21 protein-coding genes are annotated in these 18,435 nt (G+C 33.5%); 13 read left to right on the top strand and 8 right to left on the bottom strand.

Annotation, left to right across the window (positions count from 1 at the left end):
* The first annotated feature begins 3 nt into the window (after positions 1-3).
* The 3 genes from SHI72_RS06445 to SHI72_RS06435 all read left to right on the top strand — a co-directional run bounded on the left by SHI72_RS06445 (position 4) and on the right by SHI72_RS06435 (position 1,954).
* Positions 4-861 (top strand): hypothetical protein, encoded by an 858-nt coding sequence (locus tag SHI72_RS06445; RefSeq protein WP_039114307.1) that lies wholly within the window; start codon positions 4-6, stop codon positions 859-861.
* Positions 862-934: 73 nt separating this feature from the next.
* Entirely contained in the window at positions 935-1,279 is a 345-nt protein-coding gene (locus SHI72_RS06440; RefSeq protein ID WP_039120092.1) for a hypothetical protein, read from the top strand.
* A gap of 72 nt (positions 1,280-1,351) precedes the next feature.
* Positions 1,352-1,954, top strand: coding sequence for a PAS domain-containing protein (locus SHI72_RS06435; RefSeq protein ID WP_039114220.1), 603 nt, complete (start codon positions 1,352-1,354; stop codon positions 1,952-1,954).
* 97 nt (positions 1,955-2,051) lie between these two features.
* On the opposite strand, the gene SHI72_RS06430 is transcribed toward SHI72_RS06435, so the two are convergent.
* Entirely contained in the window at positions 2,052-2,603 is a 552-nt protein-coding gene (locus SHI72_RS06430) for a 1-acyl-sn-glycerol-3-phosphate acyltransferase (protein ID WP_039120091.1), read from the bottom strand.
* Between the two features lie 62 nt (positions 2,604-2,665).
* Here SHI72_RS06430 and SHI72_RS06425 point away from each other — a divergent pair, with 62 nt between their 5' ends.
* From SHI72_RS06425 to SHI72_RS06400, 6 genes are all read left to right on the top strand, one after another.
* Positions 2,666-3,331 carry a spermidine synthase gene (locus tag SHI72_RS06425; RefSeq protein WP_039120090.1) on the top strand — a complete coding sequence of 222 codons (666 nt, stop codon included), beginning with the start codon at positions 2,666-2,668 and terminating at the stop codon, positions 3,329-3,331.
* A gap of 207 nt (positions 3,332-3,538) precedes the next feature.
* Complete coding sequence (locus tag SHI72_RS06420; protein WP_323489410.1) at positions 3,539-4,216, top strand: peptidoglycan DD-metalloendopeptidase family protein; 678 nt, start codon at positions 3,539-3,541, stop codon at positions 4,214-4,216.
* Between the two features lie 6 nt (positions 4,217-4,222).
* Positions 4,223-4,699 (top strand): hypothetical protein, encoded by a 477-nt coding sequence (locus SHI72_RS06415; RefSeq protein WP_039114224.1) that lies wholly within the window; start codon positions 4,223-4,225, stop codon positions 4,697-4,699.
* Positions 4,700-4,710: 11 nt separating this feature from the next.
* Positions 4,711-5,319, top strand: a complete 609-nt coding sequence (locus tag SHI72_RS06410) for a hypothetical protein (RefSeq protein WP_323489409.1) — start codon at positions 4,711-4,713, stop codon at positions 5,317-5,319.
* A 60-nt stretch (positions 5,320-5,379) separates the two neighbouring features.
* Positions 5,380-5,850, top strand: coding sequence for a nuclear transport factor 2 family protein (locus SHI72_RS06405; RefSeq protein ID WP_039114226.1), 471 nt, complete (start codon positions 5,380-5,382; stop codon positions 5,848-5,850).
* Positions 5,850-6,299, top strand: a complete 450-nt coding sequence (locus SHI72_RS06400; protein ID WP_323489408.1) for a DinB family protein — start codon at positions 5,850-5,852, stop codon at positions 6,297-6,299. Before SHI72_RS06405 ends, SHI72_RS06400 begins: the two co-directional genes overlap by 1 nt.
* 226 nt (positions 6,300-6,525) lie before the next feature.
* Here the strand turns inward: SHI72_RS06400 and SHI72_RS06395 are convergent, their stop codons facing one another.
* A complete protein-coding gene (locus SHI72_RS06395) occupies positions 6,526-8,013 on the bottom strand; it encodes an aminotransferase class V-fold PLP-dependent enzyme (RefSeq protein WP_323489407.1) in 1,488 nt (495 codons plus the stop codon).
* Positions 8,014-8,234: 221 nt separating this feature from the next.
* Here SHI72_RS06395 and msrA point away from each other — a divergent pair, with 221 nt between their 5' ends.
* Together msrA and SHI72_RS06385 are read left to right on the top strand one after the other, a co-directional pair.
* Positions 8,235-8,765: a peptide-methionine (S)-S-oxide reductase MsrA gene (gene msrA / locus SHI72_RS06390; RefSeq protein WP_086894499.1), complete on the top strand. Its 531-nt coding sequence runs from the start codon at positions 8,235-8,237 to the stop codon at positions 8,763-8,765.
* Between the two features lie 35 nt (positions 8,766-8,800).
* Positions 8,801-10,372: a protein adenylyltransferase SelO gene (locus tag SHI72_RS06385; RefSeq protein WP_323489406.1), complete on the top strand. Its 1,572-nt coding sequence runs from the start codon at positions 8,801-8,803 to the stop codon at positions 10,370-10,372.
* A gap of 201 nt (positions 10,373-10,573) precedes the next feature.
* On the opposite strand, the gene SHI72_RS06380 is transcribed toward SHI72_RS06385, so the two are convergent.
* On the bottom strand, positions 10,574-11,545 hold the full coding sequence (locus SHI72_RS06380) for a YpdA family putative bacillithiol disulfide reductase (RefSeq protein WP_323489405.1): 972 nt from the start codon (positions 11,543-11,545) through the stop codon (positions 10,574-10,576).
* A 5-nt stretch (positions 11,546-11,550) separates the two neighbouring features.
* Positions 11,551-12,027, bottom strand: a complete 477-nt coding sequence (locus tag SHI72_RS06375) for a CYTH domain-containing protein (RefSeq protein ID WP_207621522.1) — start codon at positions 12,025-12,027, stop codon at positions 11,551-11,553.
* Positions 12,028-12,251: 224 nt separating this feature from the next.
* On the opposite strand from SHI72_RS06375, the gene SHI72_RS06370 reads away from it, so the two are divergent.
* The gene (locus SHI72_RS06370; protein WP_039120079.1) at positions 12,252-13,172 is read left to right on the top strand and encodes an OmpA family protein; all 921 of its coding nucleotides are present in this window, start codon (positions 12,252-12,254) and stop codon (positions 13,170-13,172) included.
* A 21-nt stretch (positions 13,173-13,193) separates the two neighbouring features.
* Positions 13,194-13,751 carry a hypothetical protein gene (locus SHI72_RS06365; protein ID WP_039114232.1) on the top strand — a complete coding sequence of 186 codons (558 nt, stop codon included), beginning with the start codon at positions 13,194-13,196 and terminating at the stop codon, positions 13,749-13,751.
* A 469-nt stretch (positions 13,752-14,220) separates the two neighbouring features.
* Here SHI72_RS06365 and SHI72_RS06360 read toward each other — a convergent pair whose 3' ends face one another.
* The 4 genes from SHI72_RS06360 to menA form a co-directional block, all read right to left on the bottom strand.
* On the bottom strand, positions 14,221-15,264 hold the full coding sequence (locus SHI72_RS06360) for an o-succinylbenzoate synthase (RefSeq protein WP_323489404.1): 1,044 nt from the start codon (positions 15,262-15,264) through the stop codon (positions 14,221-14,223).
* Positions 15,265-15,366: 102 nt separating this feature from the next.
* Positions 15,367-16,569, bottom strand: a complete 1,203-nt coding sequence (locus tag SHI72_RS06355) for a tetratricopeptide repeat protein (protein ID WP_323489403.1) — start codon at positions 16,567-16,569, stop codon at positions 15,367-15,369.
* A gap of 152 nt (positions 16,570-16,721) precedes the next feature.
* On the bottom strand, positions 16,722-17,399 hold the full coding sequence (locus SHI72_RS06350; RefSeq protein WP_039120074.1) for a metal-dependent hydrolase: 678 nt from the start codon (positions 17,397-17,399) through the stop codon (positions 16,722-16,724).
* A 27-nt stretch (positions 17,400-17,426) separates the two neighbouring features.
* Positions 17,427-18,389: a 1,4-dihydroxy-2-naphthoate octaprenyltransferase gene (menA, locus tag SHI72_RS06345; protein ID WP_039114236.1), complete on the bottom strand. Its 963-nt coding sequence runs from the start codon at positions 18,387-18,389 to the stop codon at positions 17,427-17,429.
* Positions 18,390-18,435: the final 46 nt, after the last annotated feature.

The following is an 18,435-nucleotide window of genomic DNA, read 5'->3' as shown; positions in this document are numbered from 1 at the left end:
ACTATGAAAACAAAAGCAAGTTTGAATGAACGAGATTACCTGCACAATTTTATGTCTACGATGACACAAAAATCTGATACCATTATCAACTATGTTCTTGCGTTCTATTTCCTCTTCGGAATAGCTTTGGCATTTAAATATGATACATGGGAAATTGGAGTCGGTGTTGGAGCACTTAATCTCATCGCCTATTATTCTGCAAAATTTTTTCTCAAAAAATCTAAATTCTATCAATACGTTCTCTCTGTAGTTCTGGCTATATTTATGGCGCAGTATATTTACCAAATGCATGGTTTGTTCGAAATGCATTTTACAGTATTTATCGCCAGTACGATTTTGATTATTTATCAGAACTGGAAATTACAAATTCCGCTTACGCTTTTAGTTGTACTTCATCATGGAGCATTGGCTTACTTGCAAAATTTTGTTTACAATGATGCTAATGGTCCTCAAATATATTTTTCGCAAGTTAATTTTGATATAGAAACTTTTATCATTCACGTTGTCCTTGCTGCTGTTGTATTTTTTATGAATGGCTATTGGTCTTATTATTTTAAAGAACATAGTGAAAATCATATTTCTAAAATTTCTGATGAATACGAATTGGAAAATATCAAATTGGCATCGGCAAAATATAGTTCTCTCTCTGCAAACAATGAATTTAATAGTTTTATTTATAAAACGTCACAAGATTTAAAATCACCTGTACACTCCGTACTCACTTTAATCGAAGTTTCTAAAGGGCAAACCGACAATGAGAAACTCCTTGGTTATTTTGAAATGATTAAAGAAAATACAAAAAAAATAGATGGCTTGGTCAATGATATCCACGGTAAATCGGCAAACCATATGGCGAATTAAACTTTTTATTTCCAAATTTTAGGCGTATTTGTTATTTCCCTCCAAATCAATTAGTAACCTTAACCTCTATTTTATGGCAGAATATGATTTTCAATCAGCAAATAAAACACTGATTACCTGGAAAAAATCTTTTGATGATTTTTTAAAAAACAACATCGCGCTAAATCCAAGGGATATGGTAGTATCTGAAACTGGTTTTGGCAAAGAAGTTGAAAAATTATTAAGCAAACACAGCACCAATGCAACCGTTAAAAACCTCGACTTTCAATACAAGAAAATCATTCATATTGCAAGCGATATCCAACATTTGAGATTAGTAAATGATGATACGCTGCCTGATTGGCTAGAAGATGAATTAGGTACGGTTTTCCAGAAAATAAATGACCTATTAGCAACTTTAGAAAAAGAATTTAACTAAGCACTACTTTATAAAAAATATCACACCTTTTATAAAAAAACCAACTCATATATTAACTTAAAATAAAAATTTATGGAAACAAGAACTACTCGCCCGACTCCATCTGATAGAGAAGTTGATTGGAACAAAACTAAAGTACTGCTAAGTAAAACAGATACAAAAGGAACAATTTTATATGCAAATGAAGCCTTTATAGACGTGTCAGGTTATGATGAGTTTGAACTAATTGGACAACCTCACAATGTTATACGACACCCCGATATGCCTAAAGTAATTTTTAAATTCTTGTGGGATAATATTAGAGCAAGCAAGAACATACATGCTATTATCAAAAACATGTCTAAAACCGGTAGATACTATTGGGTAATTACCGATTTTAAAATAATTGCCGATTCAGATGGAGAAATTGCGGGATTCTTTGGAACAAGAAAATCTGTTCCTGAAGCCATTATAGTAAAGTTTATAGAGCCTTTGTATAAAAAGTTAATACATATTGAGGAAGCTAGCGGAGTTAAAGCCTCTGAAGAATATTTGATAGGTTTTCTGGAGGAACGCAACAAGACGTACATGGAATATGTAGATCATCTTGTAGCTACTGGAAAAGACGATAAAGAAAAAGTAAAAAAAGGCTTTTTTAAAGGCTTTTTTGAGAAAAAAGACGTCAAAAAAAAATAAACGAGCACCTCGTTTAAATAAAAAACACAATTTCCGATACCACTAAAGAAAATTGTGTTTTTTTTTATATCCAAAAGAAAGCTCACTGAGCATTTTTTTATAATTGAAATCCATTTTCTGGAATTTTCCCCACTACGCCTTTATAATGTTGTTTTAAAACTTCCATATCAGCTTCATAATTTCCTGTCGGATAAAACGGTTTTCCGAGATTAACCTCTTTTTTACCCCAATCAAAAGCAACAGGAACAATAGGCACATTTGCTTTTAGAGCGATGTAATAAAATCCTGTTCTAATTTCCGAAACTTTTTTGCGAGTTCCTTCTGGAGCAACTGCTAATCGAAAAGTTTCTTTTCTATCAAAAATGGCTGCAATAGAATCGACTTTGTTCAAACCTCCTGAACGATCCAGCGGCTCTCCTCCTGCACTTCTAAAATAATATCCAAAAGGAAATTTAAATAATTCCTTCTTTCCAACCCAATTCATTTCTAATCCTGAAATACCTCGGGTAAAAATTCCTAAATAAAAATCATGGTTACTTGTATGTGGCATTACCATTAATACACATTTTTTAACCTCAGCATTTTCAACCCCTACAATTTTCCATCCCATCAACTTCAGAAAGATGAATTTATATAATTGTTTCTTCATTATTTTATTTTAACCTGCAAAATAAATAATTTAAATCTTAAATTTGGTAAAAACGCATACGAATGATTAAGAAAATATTCAGTTACCTGGTTCCTATAAAAATATTTGAAAAAAAATCTGCCCGCAGTAAAGCAATTGAAGTTACTTGGGCAAACGGAGAATTAGTCCTAGATTCCGAAAATACCAATTACTCTTACGGAAGTTTGCAACGCATTCTAAGATATGGTTTAAAAAATATTGGTTTCGAAAAGATTACTCCAATGAAACATATTTTACTTCTTGGTGTTGCCGGAGGAAGTGTAATCAAAACATTGGTCGATGAAATAAAATACAAAGGCAAAATCACTGGAGTCGAAATTGACCCCGAAATGATTCAGGTTGCCAATAAATATTTTAATCTAAATAAAATAAAACAACTCGAAGTTATTATTGATGATGCTTTTGAATTTGTACTAAAAACAAATAAAAAATACGACCTCATAATAATTGATGTTTTTGAAGATACTACGATGCCAAATTTTTTATTTGAAAGTTTCTTCAGTAATAGGGTTTGTGATCTTTTAAAAAATAGCGGTTTTGTACTTTTCAATACTATGATTCTGGATGAGAAGCATAATGTGCGAAACCAAAAATATATTTCGGAGATAAACAATGATCAACATACTGTAAAAATGCTTCCTCGAATCGAAGAGCACAATGAATTGATAATTATTGAAAAACTAGCTTAGCGGTAAATTTATTTAACGAGTTGTTTATTGTCTACGAAGGAACGCGGATTTAAACGGATTTTCAAAAACAATCCCAATCCCTTACTAATCCCAAAGCATCTGTACGGAAAAAATCCGTTTATAATCTGCGTTTTCGCCTTAGCGAATCCGCTTAATCCGCGTTCCTTCCACAAAGTGTTAAATAGAAAATTAAAAAAAGTAAAATATATGCCTGATTTAGAAACTACTTTAAAAAAATTAGCTCCAGCAAAAGTAATCGATGCAACAATCGGTTATGCTCAGTATATGCCTTTGGATTTATCAATCACAAATCAGGATTTAGCAAACAACAAGCCACAAACTGCTGCCGATTTTGAGAATTATATCGATAATTTATTAGCTCACGCCAATGCAAAAGTTGCTTTTGGCGGGTATTTAGAGGAACGCAATCTATACAAACGAAGTGAAAATTTCAATAATTCTGCTACACCAGAACGTAATATTCATATTGGTGTCGATTTATGGATAAAAGCCTCAACTCCAGTATTGGCAGCGTTTAAAGGAACAGTGCATAGTTTTAAAAACAATATTGGTTTGGGTGATTATGGCCCTACAATTATCCTGAAACATGATATCGAAAATCATATTTTCTATACTTTATACGGGCATTTATCGTTAGAAAGTATAAAGAATCTTAAAGTTGGAGATGTTTTTATTCAAGAACAAATTTTGGGCACTTTAGGAGAATCAAATGTAAATGGGGATTATGCACCACACTTGCACTTTCAGATTATAAAAAATATTGGAGATAATTTTGGCGATTATCCAGGTGTTTGCAGTAAAATCGACGCAGATTATTATGCTAACAACTGCCCAAATCCCAATTTAGTATTAAAAATAACATAAAGAACGATGAAAAAAGTACTATTTATTCTAAGTTTGCTTCTGTTGATTGGTTGCAAATCTAAAACAGGAGGAAACAAAACAGAGGATTTAAAAATATCAAAAGTTTTACCTACAGAAGTAGATAATAGCCAACAAAAAAAGGCCTACGATTTAGGAAAACGAGTTTTATTGACTTGTAATACCTCAAAATTTAAGCCTTTTAACGAAACTGAAGTTACGCCATCGGTTATGGCAAATACAACAGAAGAACGATTGACAAAAACATGCCAGAAATTCCGACAATGGTACGGAGCATTTAAAGATCTTAAATTAGATGGTGTTTATAAAACCAAACATGAAACCATCTACAGATACAGAGCTTTATATGAAAAAAAAGTAGCCAATAAAGAACTTCGCGTGTATGTAAACGAAGACAATCTGATTTCTGCCATAAAATCGTTGGACTGGGACGAAACATTCGAGTCGAATTTAATTGAAAAATAAAACCTTATGAAATGAGCATTACCGAAAATTGGTCGCAAATACCAATGAAGATATGCAAATTCCATATTCCTTTAAAAAATAAATACTATCTACATATGAATTATAAAACACTACTGATTTTACCCTTTTTTTTCTTATCCATTTTGGTTAATGCTCAGGAGTCGCTTAATTTTAAAGGAAAAACATATCCAGCTACCCAATCTTGGGATTTTATCTGCGAAAATTATGCTTTATCTGGCGAAGCCAAGGTGCAAATTGCAAAAACAGAAACGGGAGGTCTCTTAAAACTTAGTGTTGCCACAACAGATCCTAAATTACAAATTACAGGCGTTGCCTATATTTACTTAGTAGACAATACGATTATTGTATGTATTGATAAAAAAAATACTGAAGCTGCCGAAAATAAAACGGCAAATTATTACAATCTTTCGGCTATTGAAATGAATAAACTAAAGAAAACTGATATACAATCTATTAGATTCAATATAACAGGGACTGCAAATAAGTTTAGTAGCCAAATTGGTAATTTTACTGCCGTAAATAAGAAGTCTTATTTTTCGACCAAATTTGACAAAACTAAAAAAAGCTTTGATACTGCAACAGAAATTCAAGGTTTATAAGCTTATTTTTGGAGTAAATAGTCAATAATTCTGTACATTTATATTCTAATTAGATTAAAAATGACTGCAAACGAAGCCACAATTACGAAATTTTATACTGCATTTGCCAATGCCGACGCAGCCAAAATGAGCGAATGTTACCATCCTAAAGTACAATTTCGTGATCCTGCTTTTGGTTTATTAAAAGAGAATCAGGTTTCTAAAATGTGGGAAATGCTACTTAAAAAAAGCAAAGGAAACATAAAAATAGAATTCTCGGATGTAAAAGCCGATGATTTTGTAGGTTCAGCGCATTGGGTTGCTACTTACAACTTTAGCAAAACAAACAGAAAGGTAATCAATAGTATTTCTGCCGAATTTCAGTTTCAGGATGGCTTAATCATCAAACATACCGATACATTTGATGTCTGGAAATGGTCTAAACAAGCATTTGGTATTACAGGATACTTATTGGGCTGGACTGGTTTTTTTCAGAAAAAAATACAAGAACAAGCCTTATTATCACTTCATAATTATCAAACTAAGAAATAATGGCACATCTCGAGACATTAAGGGCTCTTTTTAACCGAGATCTTAATAAATTAAAACTCGAAATAGAATCTTATCAAAACGAAGCTAAAATCTGGCTCGTAAGCGAACAAATTCTAAATTCGGGTGGTAATCTATGTTTACACTTAATTGGCAATTTAAACACTTATATAGGCGCTGCATTGGGTAATTCTGGTTATATAAGACATCGAGAATTAGAGTTTTCTCTAAAAAACATCCCAAAAACAGAATTAATTACTAAAATTGAAGAGACAATTAGTGTTGTTGATGCCGCTTTAAGTAATTTATCCGAAGAAGATTTGGAACATGAATTTCCTGTATTTGTTTTTGAAGGTAAAAATTCTACCGATTTTATCCTAACACATCTCACCACTCACCTCGCCTATCATTTAGGACAAATAAACTATCACCGCCGATTATTAGACGCGTAAAATGGTTGATCGATAATAAATTAAACCATTAAGAAATTAAGAGAAATTAAGCTTTTACTGTTATTTTAAATTTCTTAAAATGTTCTTTAAAAACTGCGACTTGGCTGCTTTACGAGATTCAATAATCAAAACTTGCCTTTCTAATAGCATTCTTAATTTTCCTTAATATCTTAATGGTTAAAAAAAATCAAAAAAAAATAGCTTCAATTGAAGCTATTTTTTTGTTTTATGATGCAAACCAACCTGCGACTAATTCGTCTTCGAATGAAGTTACATTTTCATGAATAAACTCATTGGTTTCTTTATTGTATTCGTAATCCAAAGCCCATGTTTTATGGTTTTTGGCTAATTCTTTGATGCTTTCGCAAACAAAAGCAATCTCTTCATTGGTAGTTGTAGGATGTATTGACATTCTTATCCATCCCGGTTTACGGATTAAATCTCCAATAGTAATTTGATCAATCAGTTTACTAGATGTTTCTTGGTCAACATGTAACAAAAAGTGCCCGTAAGTACCTGCACAACTGCAACCTCCTCTGGTTTGGATTCCGAATCTGTCATTTAAAATTTTCACACCTAAGTTAAAATGTAAATCTTCGATAAAAAACGAAACTACTCCTAAACGTTCCTGATGTTGTCCTGCTAAGATTTTAATATTCGGGATATCATTTAGTTCATTAAACACATAATCTACGATTTCATGCTCACGTTGTAGCATGTTATCTACTCCCATTTGTTCTTTTAGCTCAATTGCCAAAGCAGTTTTTATAACTTGCAAAAAGCCAGGAGTTCCGCCATCTTCACGGTCTTCGATATTATCGATATATTTATGCTCTCCCCAAGGATTTGTCCAGCTTACAGTTCCTCCTCCAGGACAATCCGGAATCATGTTTTTGTATAATTTTTTATTAAAAACTAAAACTCCCGATGTTCCAGGGCCTCCTAAAAATTTGTGCGGAGAAAAGAAAATCGCATCCAAATACGCTTCTGGATCTTCTGGGTGCATATTTATCTTTACATACGGTCCAGAACACGCAAAATCTACAAAACAAACTCCATTATGTTGGTGCATTAACTTAGCCGCTTCATAATAGGGTGTTTTTATCCCTGTTACGTTAGAACAAGAAGTGATCGAAGCTATTTTGTAAGCTCTGTCTTTATATTTATCTAATAAAATTTCTAAACTTTCAAGGCTAAAAAGTCCTTTTTCGCAAGCAGGAATAATTTCAACATCAGCAATCGTTTCTAACCAACTCGTTTGGTTTGAGTGGTGCTCCATGTGAGATATAAAAACAACTGGTTTTTTATCAGCTGGTATAGTTGTAAAATCCTTTAGGTTTTCAGGGATTTTCAAACCCAAAATACGCTGAAATTTATTAACAACACCAGTCATTCCTGTTCCATCAGTAATTAAAATATCATCCTGATTGGCATTAACGTGACGTTTGATGATATTTCTGGCATGATGGTACGCTTTTGTCATGGCAGTACCTGACACAGTGGTCTCAGTATGCGTATTTGCGACAAAAGGTCCAAATTGGTTTATAATTTTCTCTTCAATCGGTCTATATAATCGTCCGCTGGCAGTCCAATCGGTATAAATTATCTGTTTTTTACCATAAGGAGAGGTAAATTCCTGGTCGATTCCAATGATATTTTTACGAAAATCTTGGAAATAAGCTTCTAAAGCCGTGGTATTGTTTTTGATATTCATTATAAACTGATTTGATGACAAAGGTATATATTTTTTATATAATTGTGAATTTGTTAATACTTAAGTGAAAACTGTACTACAATTTCTGTTATTTTTAAATAAACACCTCTTAAACAGGTTTCTTTTTAGCAAAACCAACAAATTAGAATTAAATTTGAGTATCTATTTTAAATATGTTACTCATTATCAACAAAGAACAATAATTATTTAAATTATATATTATGAAAAACTTATCTATAGCTACTTTTGGAGGGGGCTGTTTCTGGTGTATCGAAGCAGTTATTCAACGCTTAAAGGGGATAATATCAATAAAATCAGGCTATGCCGATGGTCATATCAAAAACCCAGCTTATCGCGAGGTTTGTACTGGGAGAACAGGTCATGCCGAAGTTATTCAGGTCACTTTCGACCCCGAAATCATTTCATACCATGACTTAATTGCCATTTTTATGACGAGTCATGACCCAACGACATTAAACCAACAAGGAGCTGACAGAGGGACACAATACCGCTCTATCATTTTATACCATAATGAGGAACAAAAAGTAATTGCAGAGCAAGTTTTTGAAGCTGTAAAACCTCTTTATGCTGATCCAATCGTAACTGAATTAAAACCTTTTGAAGTGTTTTATGAAGCTGAGGAAGATCACCAAAATTATTACAACAATAATCAGGAAGCTGGTTATTGCCGAATGGTAATCGACCCTAAAGTGCAAAAACTAAGAAAAATGTATGCCGATAAACTCGCATAAACAAGCACGTATTACTGTTATTGAAATTAAATAAAATGAAAAAATTAAATATACATAATCGGTTTACAGCCGAACTACCCGAAGATCCACTAAGTACTAACGAAATAAGGCAGGTTTTAAATACTTGTTTCTCATATGTTAACCCTCGAATTCCAGCTGAACCTAAATTAATTCACGCTTCTGAAGCTGTGGCTGAGTTAATCGGGCTTTCGCCAAAAGACATTCAATCGGAATCATTTCTGAATGTTTTTTCGGGTAAAGAAGTTTTGCCAACAACGCATCCATACGCGATGTGCTATGCAGGGCATCAATTCGGGAATTGGGCGGGACAATTAGGAGACGGTAGAGCGATTAATTTAACCGAGGTTGAACACAATGACCAGTTTTACACTTTACAGCTTAAAGGAGCAGGAAAAACACCTTATTCGAGAACTGCCGATGGTTTAGCAGTTTTACGTTCCTCTATACGAGAACATTTATGTAGCGAAGCCATGTTTTATTTAGGAGTTCCTACCACTCGTTCTCTTGCTTTAATGTTATCTGGTGACGAAGTATTGCGCGATAAACTATATGATGGCAATCCTGCTTATGAAAAAGGGGCAATTGTATGTCGTGTAGCACCGTCATTTATTCGTTTTGGAAGTTTCGAAATGCTAACGGCACGTAATGAACTTAAAAATCTTAAATCTCTTACTGATTATACCATCAAGTATTATTATCCTGAGATAACCGAGGAAGATCCTAAGAAGTCTTATATCCAGTTTTTTAAAACTGTAGCTGATAAAACCCGTAAGATGATTCTGGATTGGCAACGTGTAGGTTTTGTACATGGGGTCATGAATACCGATAATATGTCGATTCACGGCTTAACAATAGATTTTGGACCTTATGGTTGGTTAGAAGATTATGATCCGAATTGGACACCAAATACTACCGATAATCAACATAAAAGATACCGTTTTGGTAATCAGGCTAATGTTGCTAAATGGAACTTATTTCAGTTAGCAAATGCATTATACCCTTTAATCAATGAAGCCGAAGGTTTAGAGAGTATATTAGAATCATTCTCTGATTCATTTGATGAAGAGTATAAAGAAATGATGCTAAACAAATTAGGGATTTCTACATCAAAAGAAATTGATGATAAAATCATCTTAGATCTAGAAACCAACTTGCAATTATCTGAAACAGATATGACTATCTTTTTTAGAAATTTAAATAAAATCAAAAAAGAACAATCTGCAGAAGAAGCATTTGCCTGCATTCAGGATGCTTTTTATAAACCTGAAGAAATTAAAGGCACTATTTTAAATACTTGGCTAGAATGGTTCTCGGTGTATTTAACGCGTTTAAATACTGAAAAAATACCTAATGAAGAACGTGCTGCAAGCCAAGACAAAGTAAATCCTAAATATGTATTGCGTAACTACATGGCTCAACTAAGTATTGATGCTGCCGATGAAGGTGATTATTCTCTAATAGAGGAATTACATTTATTACTTAAAAATCCTTACGATGAGCAACCAGAATACGAAAAATGGTTTGCCAAACGTCCAGATTGGGCAAGAGACAAAGTAGGCTGTTCTATGCTTTCTTGTAGTTCTTAGCTATTTTTTGTCACAATCCGAGCGCAATTTCATTAAATAAAGGGAATATTTATAATGCTTTGTCGAATTAAATCTCCCGCAAAGTCGCAAAAACGCAAAGAAAGAATGTGTAAACTTTGCGCTTTTGCGGTTTTGCGAGTAAAATTATAGTCCAAAAAGCTTAACTTAATAACATTGCGCTCGGATCATGGCAATATTTTTCTATTTCGAAGTAATACAATCTACAATCATATTGGCATGAACACGGGAATTCTCAATAAACCATTTATGAGTTTCCATTCCGCCACACACAACACCTGCCAAAAACAATCCTGTAACATTGGTTTCCATTGTTTCGGGATTGTATGTTGGTACTTTTCTTTCATTATCAGATAATTGAATTCCCATTTTTTCCAGAAACGTTAAATCTGGCTTATAACCAGTAAGTGCCAAAACAAAATCATTTTCGATAGTCACTTTTCCGTTTGGAGTTTCAATTTCAACTTCATTCTCTCTGATTTCAGTAATATTCGATTCAAAATAAGCTTTTATGCTTCCTTCGGCTATTCTATTCTCGATATCTGGTTTAGCCCAATATTTTACACGATTGTTTATTTCGCTTTTGCGAATTACCATCGTAACATTAGCTCCTTTTCGCCAACATTCTAAGGCTGCATCTACAGATGAATTATTTGCGCCTACAACAAGAACATTCCTAAAAGCATATTCATGTGCCTCTTTGTAATAATGGCGCACTTGTGGCAACTCCTCGCCTTTTACATTCATATAAATCGGAATATCATAAAAGCCTGTTGCAATAATTACATTCTTGGCTTCATACAATGCCTTATTTGTGGTTATTTTAAAAAGCGAATTTTCTTGCTTGATAACTTGGGTCACATTTTCGAATAAATGAATGGAGAAGTCAAAATAACGGTGAATATTGCGATAATACTCCAATGCTTCTTGTCGGCCTGGTTTCGGAGCCAGGCAATTAAAAGGTATATCTCCTATTTCTAGTCTTTCGGCTGTAGAAAAAAACGTCATATACAGCGGATAATTAAAAATACTGTTTACAATTGCTCCTTTTTCTATAATTAAATACTTTAAATTTTTCTTTTGTGCTTCGATCGCGCAAGCTAAACCTATTGGTCCTCCTCCTACTATAATCAAATCATATGCTTCAATTGCCATAAACATTATTCTTTATTCCATTCTGAGAACGGATGCTTGCTTAAATAAGAATTATAATATCTTGGATCACTGGTTACTTCTTCTCCTAACCAATCAGGCTTATCAAACGTGTCTGTTTCTGATTCAAGCTCGATTTCGGCAATTATCAATCCTTCATTTTCTCCATAAAACTCATCAACCTCAAAAACATGGTTTCCTGATTTTATTTCGAATCGCGTTTTCTCAATTTTACCTTTCTCACACAATTTCAATAATTCTTGTGCTTCGTCTAGCGGAATTTCATTTTCCCACTCAAATCGTGACATTCCACTATCACTTCCTATTCCTTTTATAGTAATAAACCCTTTCGTGCCTTTTATACGTATACGTACTGTTCGCTCTGGTTCGGAGCTTAAATATCCCTGAGCAATTCGATTTTTGGCGAAAGCCTGCTCTTTAAAATCGGTTGTTTTAACTAAAAATTTTCTTTCTATTTCGACCATCATATCCATAACTAAATTCAGTTAGCAAGTTACTCATTTTAATTAATTGGCGAATTAAGATTTTCTCCTTACAATTATTCAAATTAATTGTTAATTTTAAAAAGTAAGTAAATTCTTAAACATAAAAAACCTCTTTTTTTAACAATAATATTAAAATAACTGATTAGTAACGTTTTACATTTATTTTTTTGTTAAATTTGAGAGAATTTTAACTCATAAAAATTATGTCTAAAAAAACACTTTATCTCTTAGGCATTGTAGTCACAATTATCTTAGGTACATTCCTGTATCTGAAATTTTGCTGCAATTGCTGTACGAAAGAACCCGCAGACGATATCGAAAAAGTAGTTGTTATTAAAGAAACGGTCACGGAGATTGTTCCTTTTGTAATTAATGGTACCGGTATTGACTACCGCAGTAGCGACAATCTGAAGTTCCTGAAGAATAGTGCTTCGGTGATTATGCCAGTTAAAGACTCTGTTAATATTGGTATTGAAAAACTGAAAACTTTCTTAGATGCCAATCCAGAGCAAAAGGTTACCATAACTGGATATGCGACTACCGATGAAAAGAACACCACAACGTACCCTAATCTTGGTATTGCAAGGGCAAATGATGTTAAAAATTATTTTGTATCAAAAGGACTATCGGCTGGAAAGTTTAATACTAATGGCGAAATAATCGATAGCTGGAAAACAAGTGGAGATACGCTATTAGGTCCAGTTTCTTTCGAAATTAATACTTCGACGGATTCGGTTGCAACAAAAACAGATGGTGAAGATTTTGCTGCTTTAAAAACCAAAATAAATGCTGATCCTTTGGTTCTTCATTTTAATACCAATAAATCCAATAATAATCTAAATGCTGCCGATCGTCAGAAAATTAAAGACATCTCGTATTACATTCTTCATGTAAATGATGGCGCATTATTGGTTGTTGGGCATTCTGATAATGTTGGAAACCGTGAATCGAATGTTGTGTTAAGCCAAAAACGTGCTGACTTTACTAAAAATTATTTGTCTAAAAATGGCATTGATGGTAGTAAAATCGAAACTCAATCAAAAGGTCCAGATGAACCTGTAGGAGATAATACAACCGCCGATGGTAAAGCAAATAATCGTAGAACTGTAGTTACAATAAAATAATTAATCCAAAAAAATAACATTATGAATATACCTTGTATCTTAATACCAGCTTTAGTTGGGTTAATCTGTGGAATTTTAGGTTACTTGATAGGAAAAATGGCTTCGAAAGGAAACGATTCTGATTTGCTTTCTTTACAAGCTGATTTAGACGCTTGCAGAGCTAATACTAAGAACTTAAATGCCAAAATATCTTCGCTTGAAGCAGATTTAGCAGCTAAGTTAAATAATGCTTCGGCATCTGCACAATCATTTGTGGGTAAAACTACAATTCCAGAAATTGCTTTTGATGCTGCATTGGCAGCAACTGTATTTGGCAAAAAAATAAAGAAAGATGATTTGAAGATAATCGAAGGAATTGGTCCTAAAATCGAAGAGCTGTATCATCAGGCTGGAATCAAAACCTGGTTGGCTTTATCGGAAACACCAACAGAAAAATCTCAAACTATTCTAGATAACGCTGGTGAAAACTATGCAATTCATAATCCTGGAACCTGGGCAAGACAAGCTAAGTTGGCTTATGAAGGAAAATGGAAAGAATTAAAAGAATGGCAAGATGTCTTAGATGGCGGAAAAGAATAATTTTTATTCTCTAAAATTTAAAAACTGGCTTTATGCCAGTTTTTTTTATTTCTAATTTTAAACAGATTATAAAATCTTATTGAAATTTTGAATAAAAACTGCAAAAACTAGCTTTCAGGATTTTATTTTATTTTTATAGAAACGGACACAATATTGTCTTTTGATATGAGGAAACTCAAACAATGTAAATCAATCTAATGGCTAGATACGGATTGTAAACACAAATAACATGTTACAAACATTGCCAACGGTTTCAACCGTTGGAGCGCAATGCATTATCACAGTACCGCACGGTTGAAACCGTGGGCCATGACCAAAATTGGAAGAGTTTAAGCAATGAAAAGAATAATAAGTTAGCTTCGCGGAGATTTCTCCTTAGTCGAATGACAAAGATTATGACAATTTTGTATAAAACTAAAGCTACAGCCTTGGTTTTGAACTTTGACAAAGATGTAGATAGCCGTTTTATTTATAGGGCATCAATATCTATTTCCCAGTTTAAATCTGGGTTATACCATAATTGTCCTTGTGTAACTTCTAGCGGACAATCGAAATTGTTCGTGTATAATGCTCCTGTTCCTAAACCTTGCGGCATAGTATTATTTTGCAAAAATGTCCATTGTGCAATTGCGTTAAGACCTATATTGCTTTCCAAAGCCGATGTTATCCACCAACCGATATTATACTTCTCTGCCAATGCAATCCATTCCTGAGTCCCTCGAAAACCGCCTATAAAGCTTGGTTTTAAAATAATATACTGTGGTTTTATATTTTGCAGTAATTTTTCTTTTTCCTGTAATGTAAACACTCCAATCAATTCTTCATCTAGTGCTATAGGAAAAGGTGTTGTCTCACATAAACTAGCCATAACCTGTGTATTGCCTGGTTTTATTGGCTGTTCGATACTATGCAACTTATATGCATTAAGCTGAATTAGCTTATTTAAAGCTGTCTCTAAACTAAAAGCTCCATTGGCATCTACTCGTATTTCTATTTCTTCCGGGCTAAAGTGGCTGCGGATAAAACCCAGTAATTCCAACTCTTTATCAAAATCGATAGCACCAATTTTAAGTTTTATACAGCGAAAACCTGAAGCCAGCTTCTCTTCTATTTGCTGTTTCATAAACTCTGGTTCTCCCATCCAGACTAACCCATTTATTGCAATAGATTTCTCTCCCGTAGTAAAAGGTGAAGGATAGAGTAAAAAGGGCGTTTTACTGTGCAATGAACGGAAAGCCATTTCTATACCAAATTGTATTGAAGGGAACTCTAATAAGGCTTCCCAAAGGGCTTTTTCGCCAAGATGTATATTATCGCAACTCCATTGCAATTTCTCTTCGTAGTCGTCTCGATCGTCTGCGCTTAGTCCTCTAAGGATTCCGCACTCGCCTATTCCCTTTTTATTATTTTCTTCAATAACAATGAACCAAGTTTCTTTTTCGTTCATTACACCTCTGGAAGTTCCCGATGGGCGCTTAAAATTGAGAATATATTTGTGGTAAGTGGCTTTCAATATTATTTACTTTTTTTAAACATATTAGTGATATAAGTTCATATAATAAAGCATTTAGAAAATACAATTTATATTTGCTTGCATCACTTATAGGATTAATTATTAATTAAAAAGATCTAAAACTCTATCAAAGTTTGTTGAAGGTAAATTTGCTTTCTTAAAAGCTGCAAAATCAAGTTTTACTTTTTGAATCCAGCTTAAACTATCAGTAACGTTTTGTGTTTGGTATTTTTTATAAATAGCTTTGGCGTCTTTATAATCGTCGCTTACCAAATAAGCATGAGCTAGGTTGAGTTTTAATTGCAACTCTGTTTCATCTAGTTTTTCTCCTTCTTTTAGAAACTTAATCGCTTTCTCGTATTGTTTGGTTATTATATAACAATATCCAATAGCGCTATAATCTAGTGCTGTAGCCTTTTTGTCAGCAATTACAGTGTTTAACAATGTTATCGCTTCACCATATTTCTGACTTTTAATTAATTTAGAAGCCTGATTTCTTAAATCGTTATAAATGTTTTTAGAGATACTGGTATCGTTATAACAGGTGTTCCCATAATCTTTATAAGCTTTGATTTTTTCCATTGCCAATAGCTTATCAAACTCTGTGTAACGGTATTGCTTTTGGATTTTTTCGAGGATACAAACGCAAAATTCATCAGAACTTGCCATTTTCTGTGCCAGATTTGAGGTCTTGCATTGGCTGATAATTTCTTTTTTATTCTCCTGATTCCAACCACGACTTAGCTTTACATCAACCCACGGCACTACTTCTAGCACTATTTTTTGTTTTAAAAGCCAATTCTTGCTTTCGAATCCAAACCAAATTGTATTTACATTTGGTTGTAAGCAACTTGTTTTATCTAATGATAATCGTTTTGCGTCTTTGCTTACTGGTTCTTCTTGTGCATAACAGGCTTTATCGGTTTTTCCTGTTTGTACATAACTTTTTGCAATTGCCTGATCGGTAAACAAAGCATATTTACACTTATCATCTCCTGATATTTTTGACATTAGGAATACTGCACCGGCAGATCCCTGACTAATTCCTGATGGATCTGGAATCGATTTTAATACCGAGACTAAGCTACTTGCCAATTGTTGGTTTTCGTCCAACAGAGTGATCCTATATATTACTTCGGTGGTTCCTAATGGTAAATCTTCGGTTGGAATGATGATTCTGTCGCGGGCTGAAACGATTATTTCTTTTGTAGTGGATCGTTCTTTGTCCCAATATCCTTCTTTTTGTGCAAAAGCTGAATAAAACGAGCTTAATAAAAGTACTAAAATCAGTTTTTTAGATTTCATTTTCTTGACTGGATGTGTGTTTTTTTTTAGCCCTGACAGCAGCGATATCCTTTTCCTGGTTTCTTTAGCCAGGAAAAGATAAAGCGTATGGCGGGTCCCGATAGCTATCGGGATAGCTCCTAATTCTTCAATTTCTCTTAGAATAATGCTATTTACAATTCAATAGATTCTCCAATTTCTATAAGCATTAGGTCTTTTCCTTTATCGAAAAACTTACGTATTGCTTCGTCATGATTGATTTTGATATATCCGAAGGTATCATAATGATACCCTAGAATTTTATCACATTCGATAAAATCTGATGCTATAATGGCATCATCTACATCCATTGTAAAGTTGTTTCCTATAGGTAAAATCGCTAAATCTAGCTTGGTACGCATCGGGATTAACTTCATATCCATCGTAAGTGCTGTATCTCCTGCGATATAGATATTTTTGTGTTCACCTTCGATTACAAATCCTCCTGGATTCCCTCCGTAGCTACCATCGGGAAATGAACTTGAATGTATAGCATTTACATATTTTACTTTTCCGAAGTCAAATTGCCAGCTTCCTCCGTGATTCATTGGGTGTGCTTTTAGCTCTCTTTGGGCAAAATAACTCGCAATTTCGGCATTAGACACGATTACAGCTTCGGTACGTTTTGCAATTGCTTCGGCATCTAGAATATGATCTCCATGCGCATGCGTTAGCAAGATATAATCGGCTCTTAATGTGTTAATATCGATATGTGATGCCAATGGATTACCTGAGATAAAAGGATCTACCAGAATGTGCTTTCCTCCTACTTCGATTCCTAATGATGCATGACCGTAAAATGTAATTTTCATATTGATACAAATTTAAAGTTTAATAAATTATCTTCCTCCTAAGAAGAGGTTTACAATAATGTCTGAAATTAATGATATCATGCACAAAGTCAATAATACTGAAAGCAAAAATGTGCTAAGTGCTACTCTTTTTAATTCTGGGTCTAGTAATTTAGGTTCTTGGTTTTTATAAACAACAATTAAATGTTTGGTTAATGGTATGTAAGCCAATAAAAACAAGTATTGATCAAAGTTATAATCGCTTAAAATAGCAAATGCAACTACCGAAATCATTGCTGTTATGATTAAGAAGTAATGGTATTTTTTTGCAGCTTGTCCGCCCATTTTTACTACAATTGTGTTTTTGCCCGATTTTCTATCTGAGGCTTCGTCACGCATGTTGTTTAGGTTTAAAACTCCTACGCTTAATAATCCTATGGCTACTGCTGGCAGGATTAAAAGTGGATCTATTTCTTTTGAGTATAAAAAGTTAACGCCTAATGTACTTACTAAGCCAAAGAATACGAATACAAAAATATCTCCAAAGCCTTTATATCCATAAGCTGAGTTTCCTACTGTATAACGTATTGCCGAAACAATTGCCGCAATCCCTAATAATAAGAAAAAGATTGAATACACAAAATTTGTCTCGCCAAAGGCAAAATAAATCAATGTAACTGCCGATAATAAAGTTAACAATGAAGTAATGATTATAGCCTTTTTCATGGCTTGTGGCGTTATTACTCCGCTTTGTATAGCACGTTTTGGTCCAATTCTGTCTTCGTTATCGGTTCCTTTTACTCCATCGCCATAATCGTTGGCAAAATTGGATAATACCTGCAATCCTAGCGTTGTTAAAAGTGCAAAACCAAAAATTTTCCAATTAAAAACTTCTGTAGGCGTATAAACGTTTTCTGTGGGATTTGCCAAAGCATACATACTACCGACGATAATCCCAGAAACTGATAAGGGTAATGTTCTTAATCTAGCGGCTTCAATCCAATGTTTCATTCTTATGTTTTATTTAATTTAAAATTTAAGGTTTAAAGTTTAAGGT

It is taken from the genome of Flavobacterium sp. PL02 (assembly GCF_035013205.1).
GTDB lineage: Bacteria > Bacteroidota > Bacteroidia > Flavobacteriales > Flavobacteriaceae > Flavobacterium.
The sequence above is the reverse complement of the archived record's forward strand: the minus strand, read 5'-3'. Positions and strand labels throughout refer to the sequence as shown.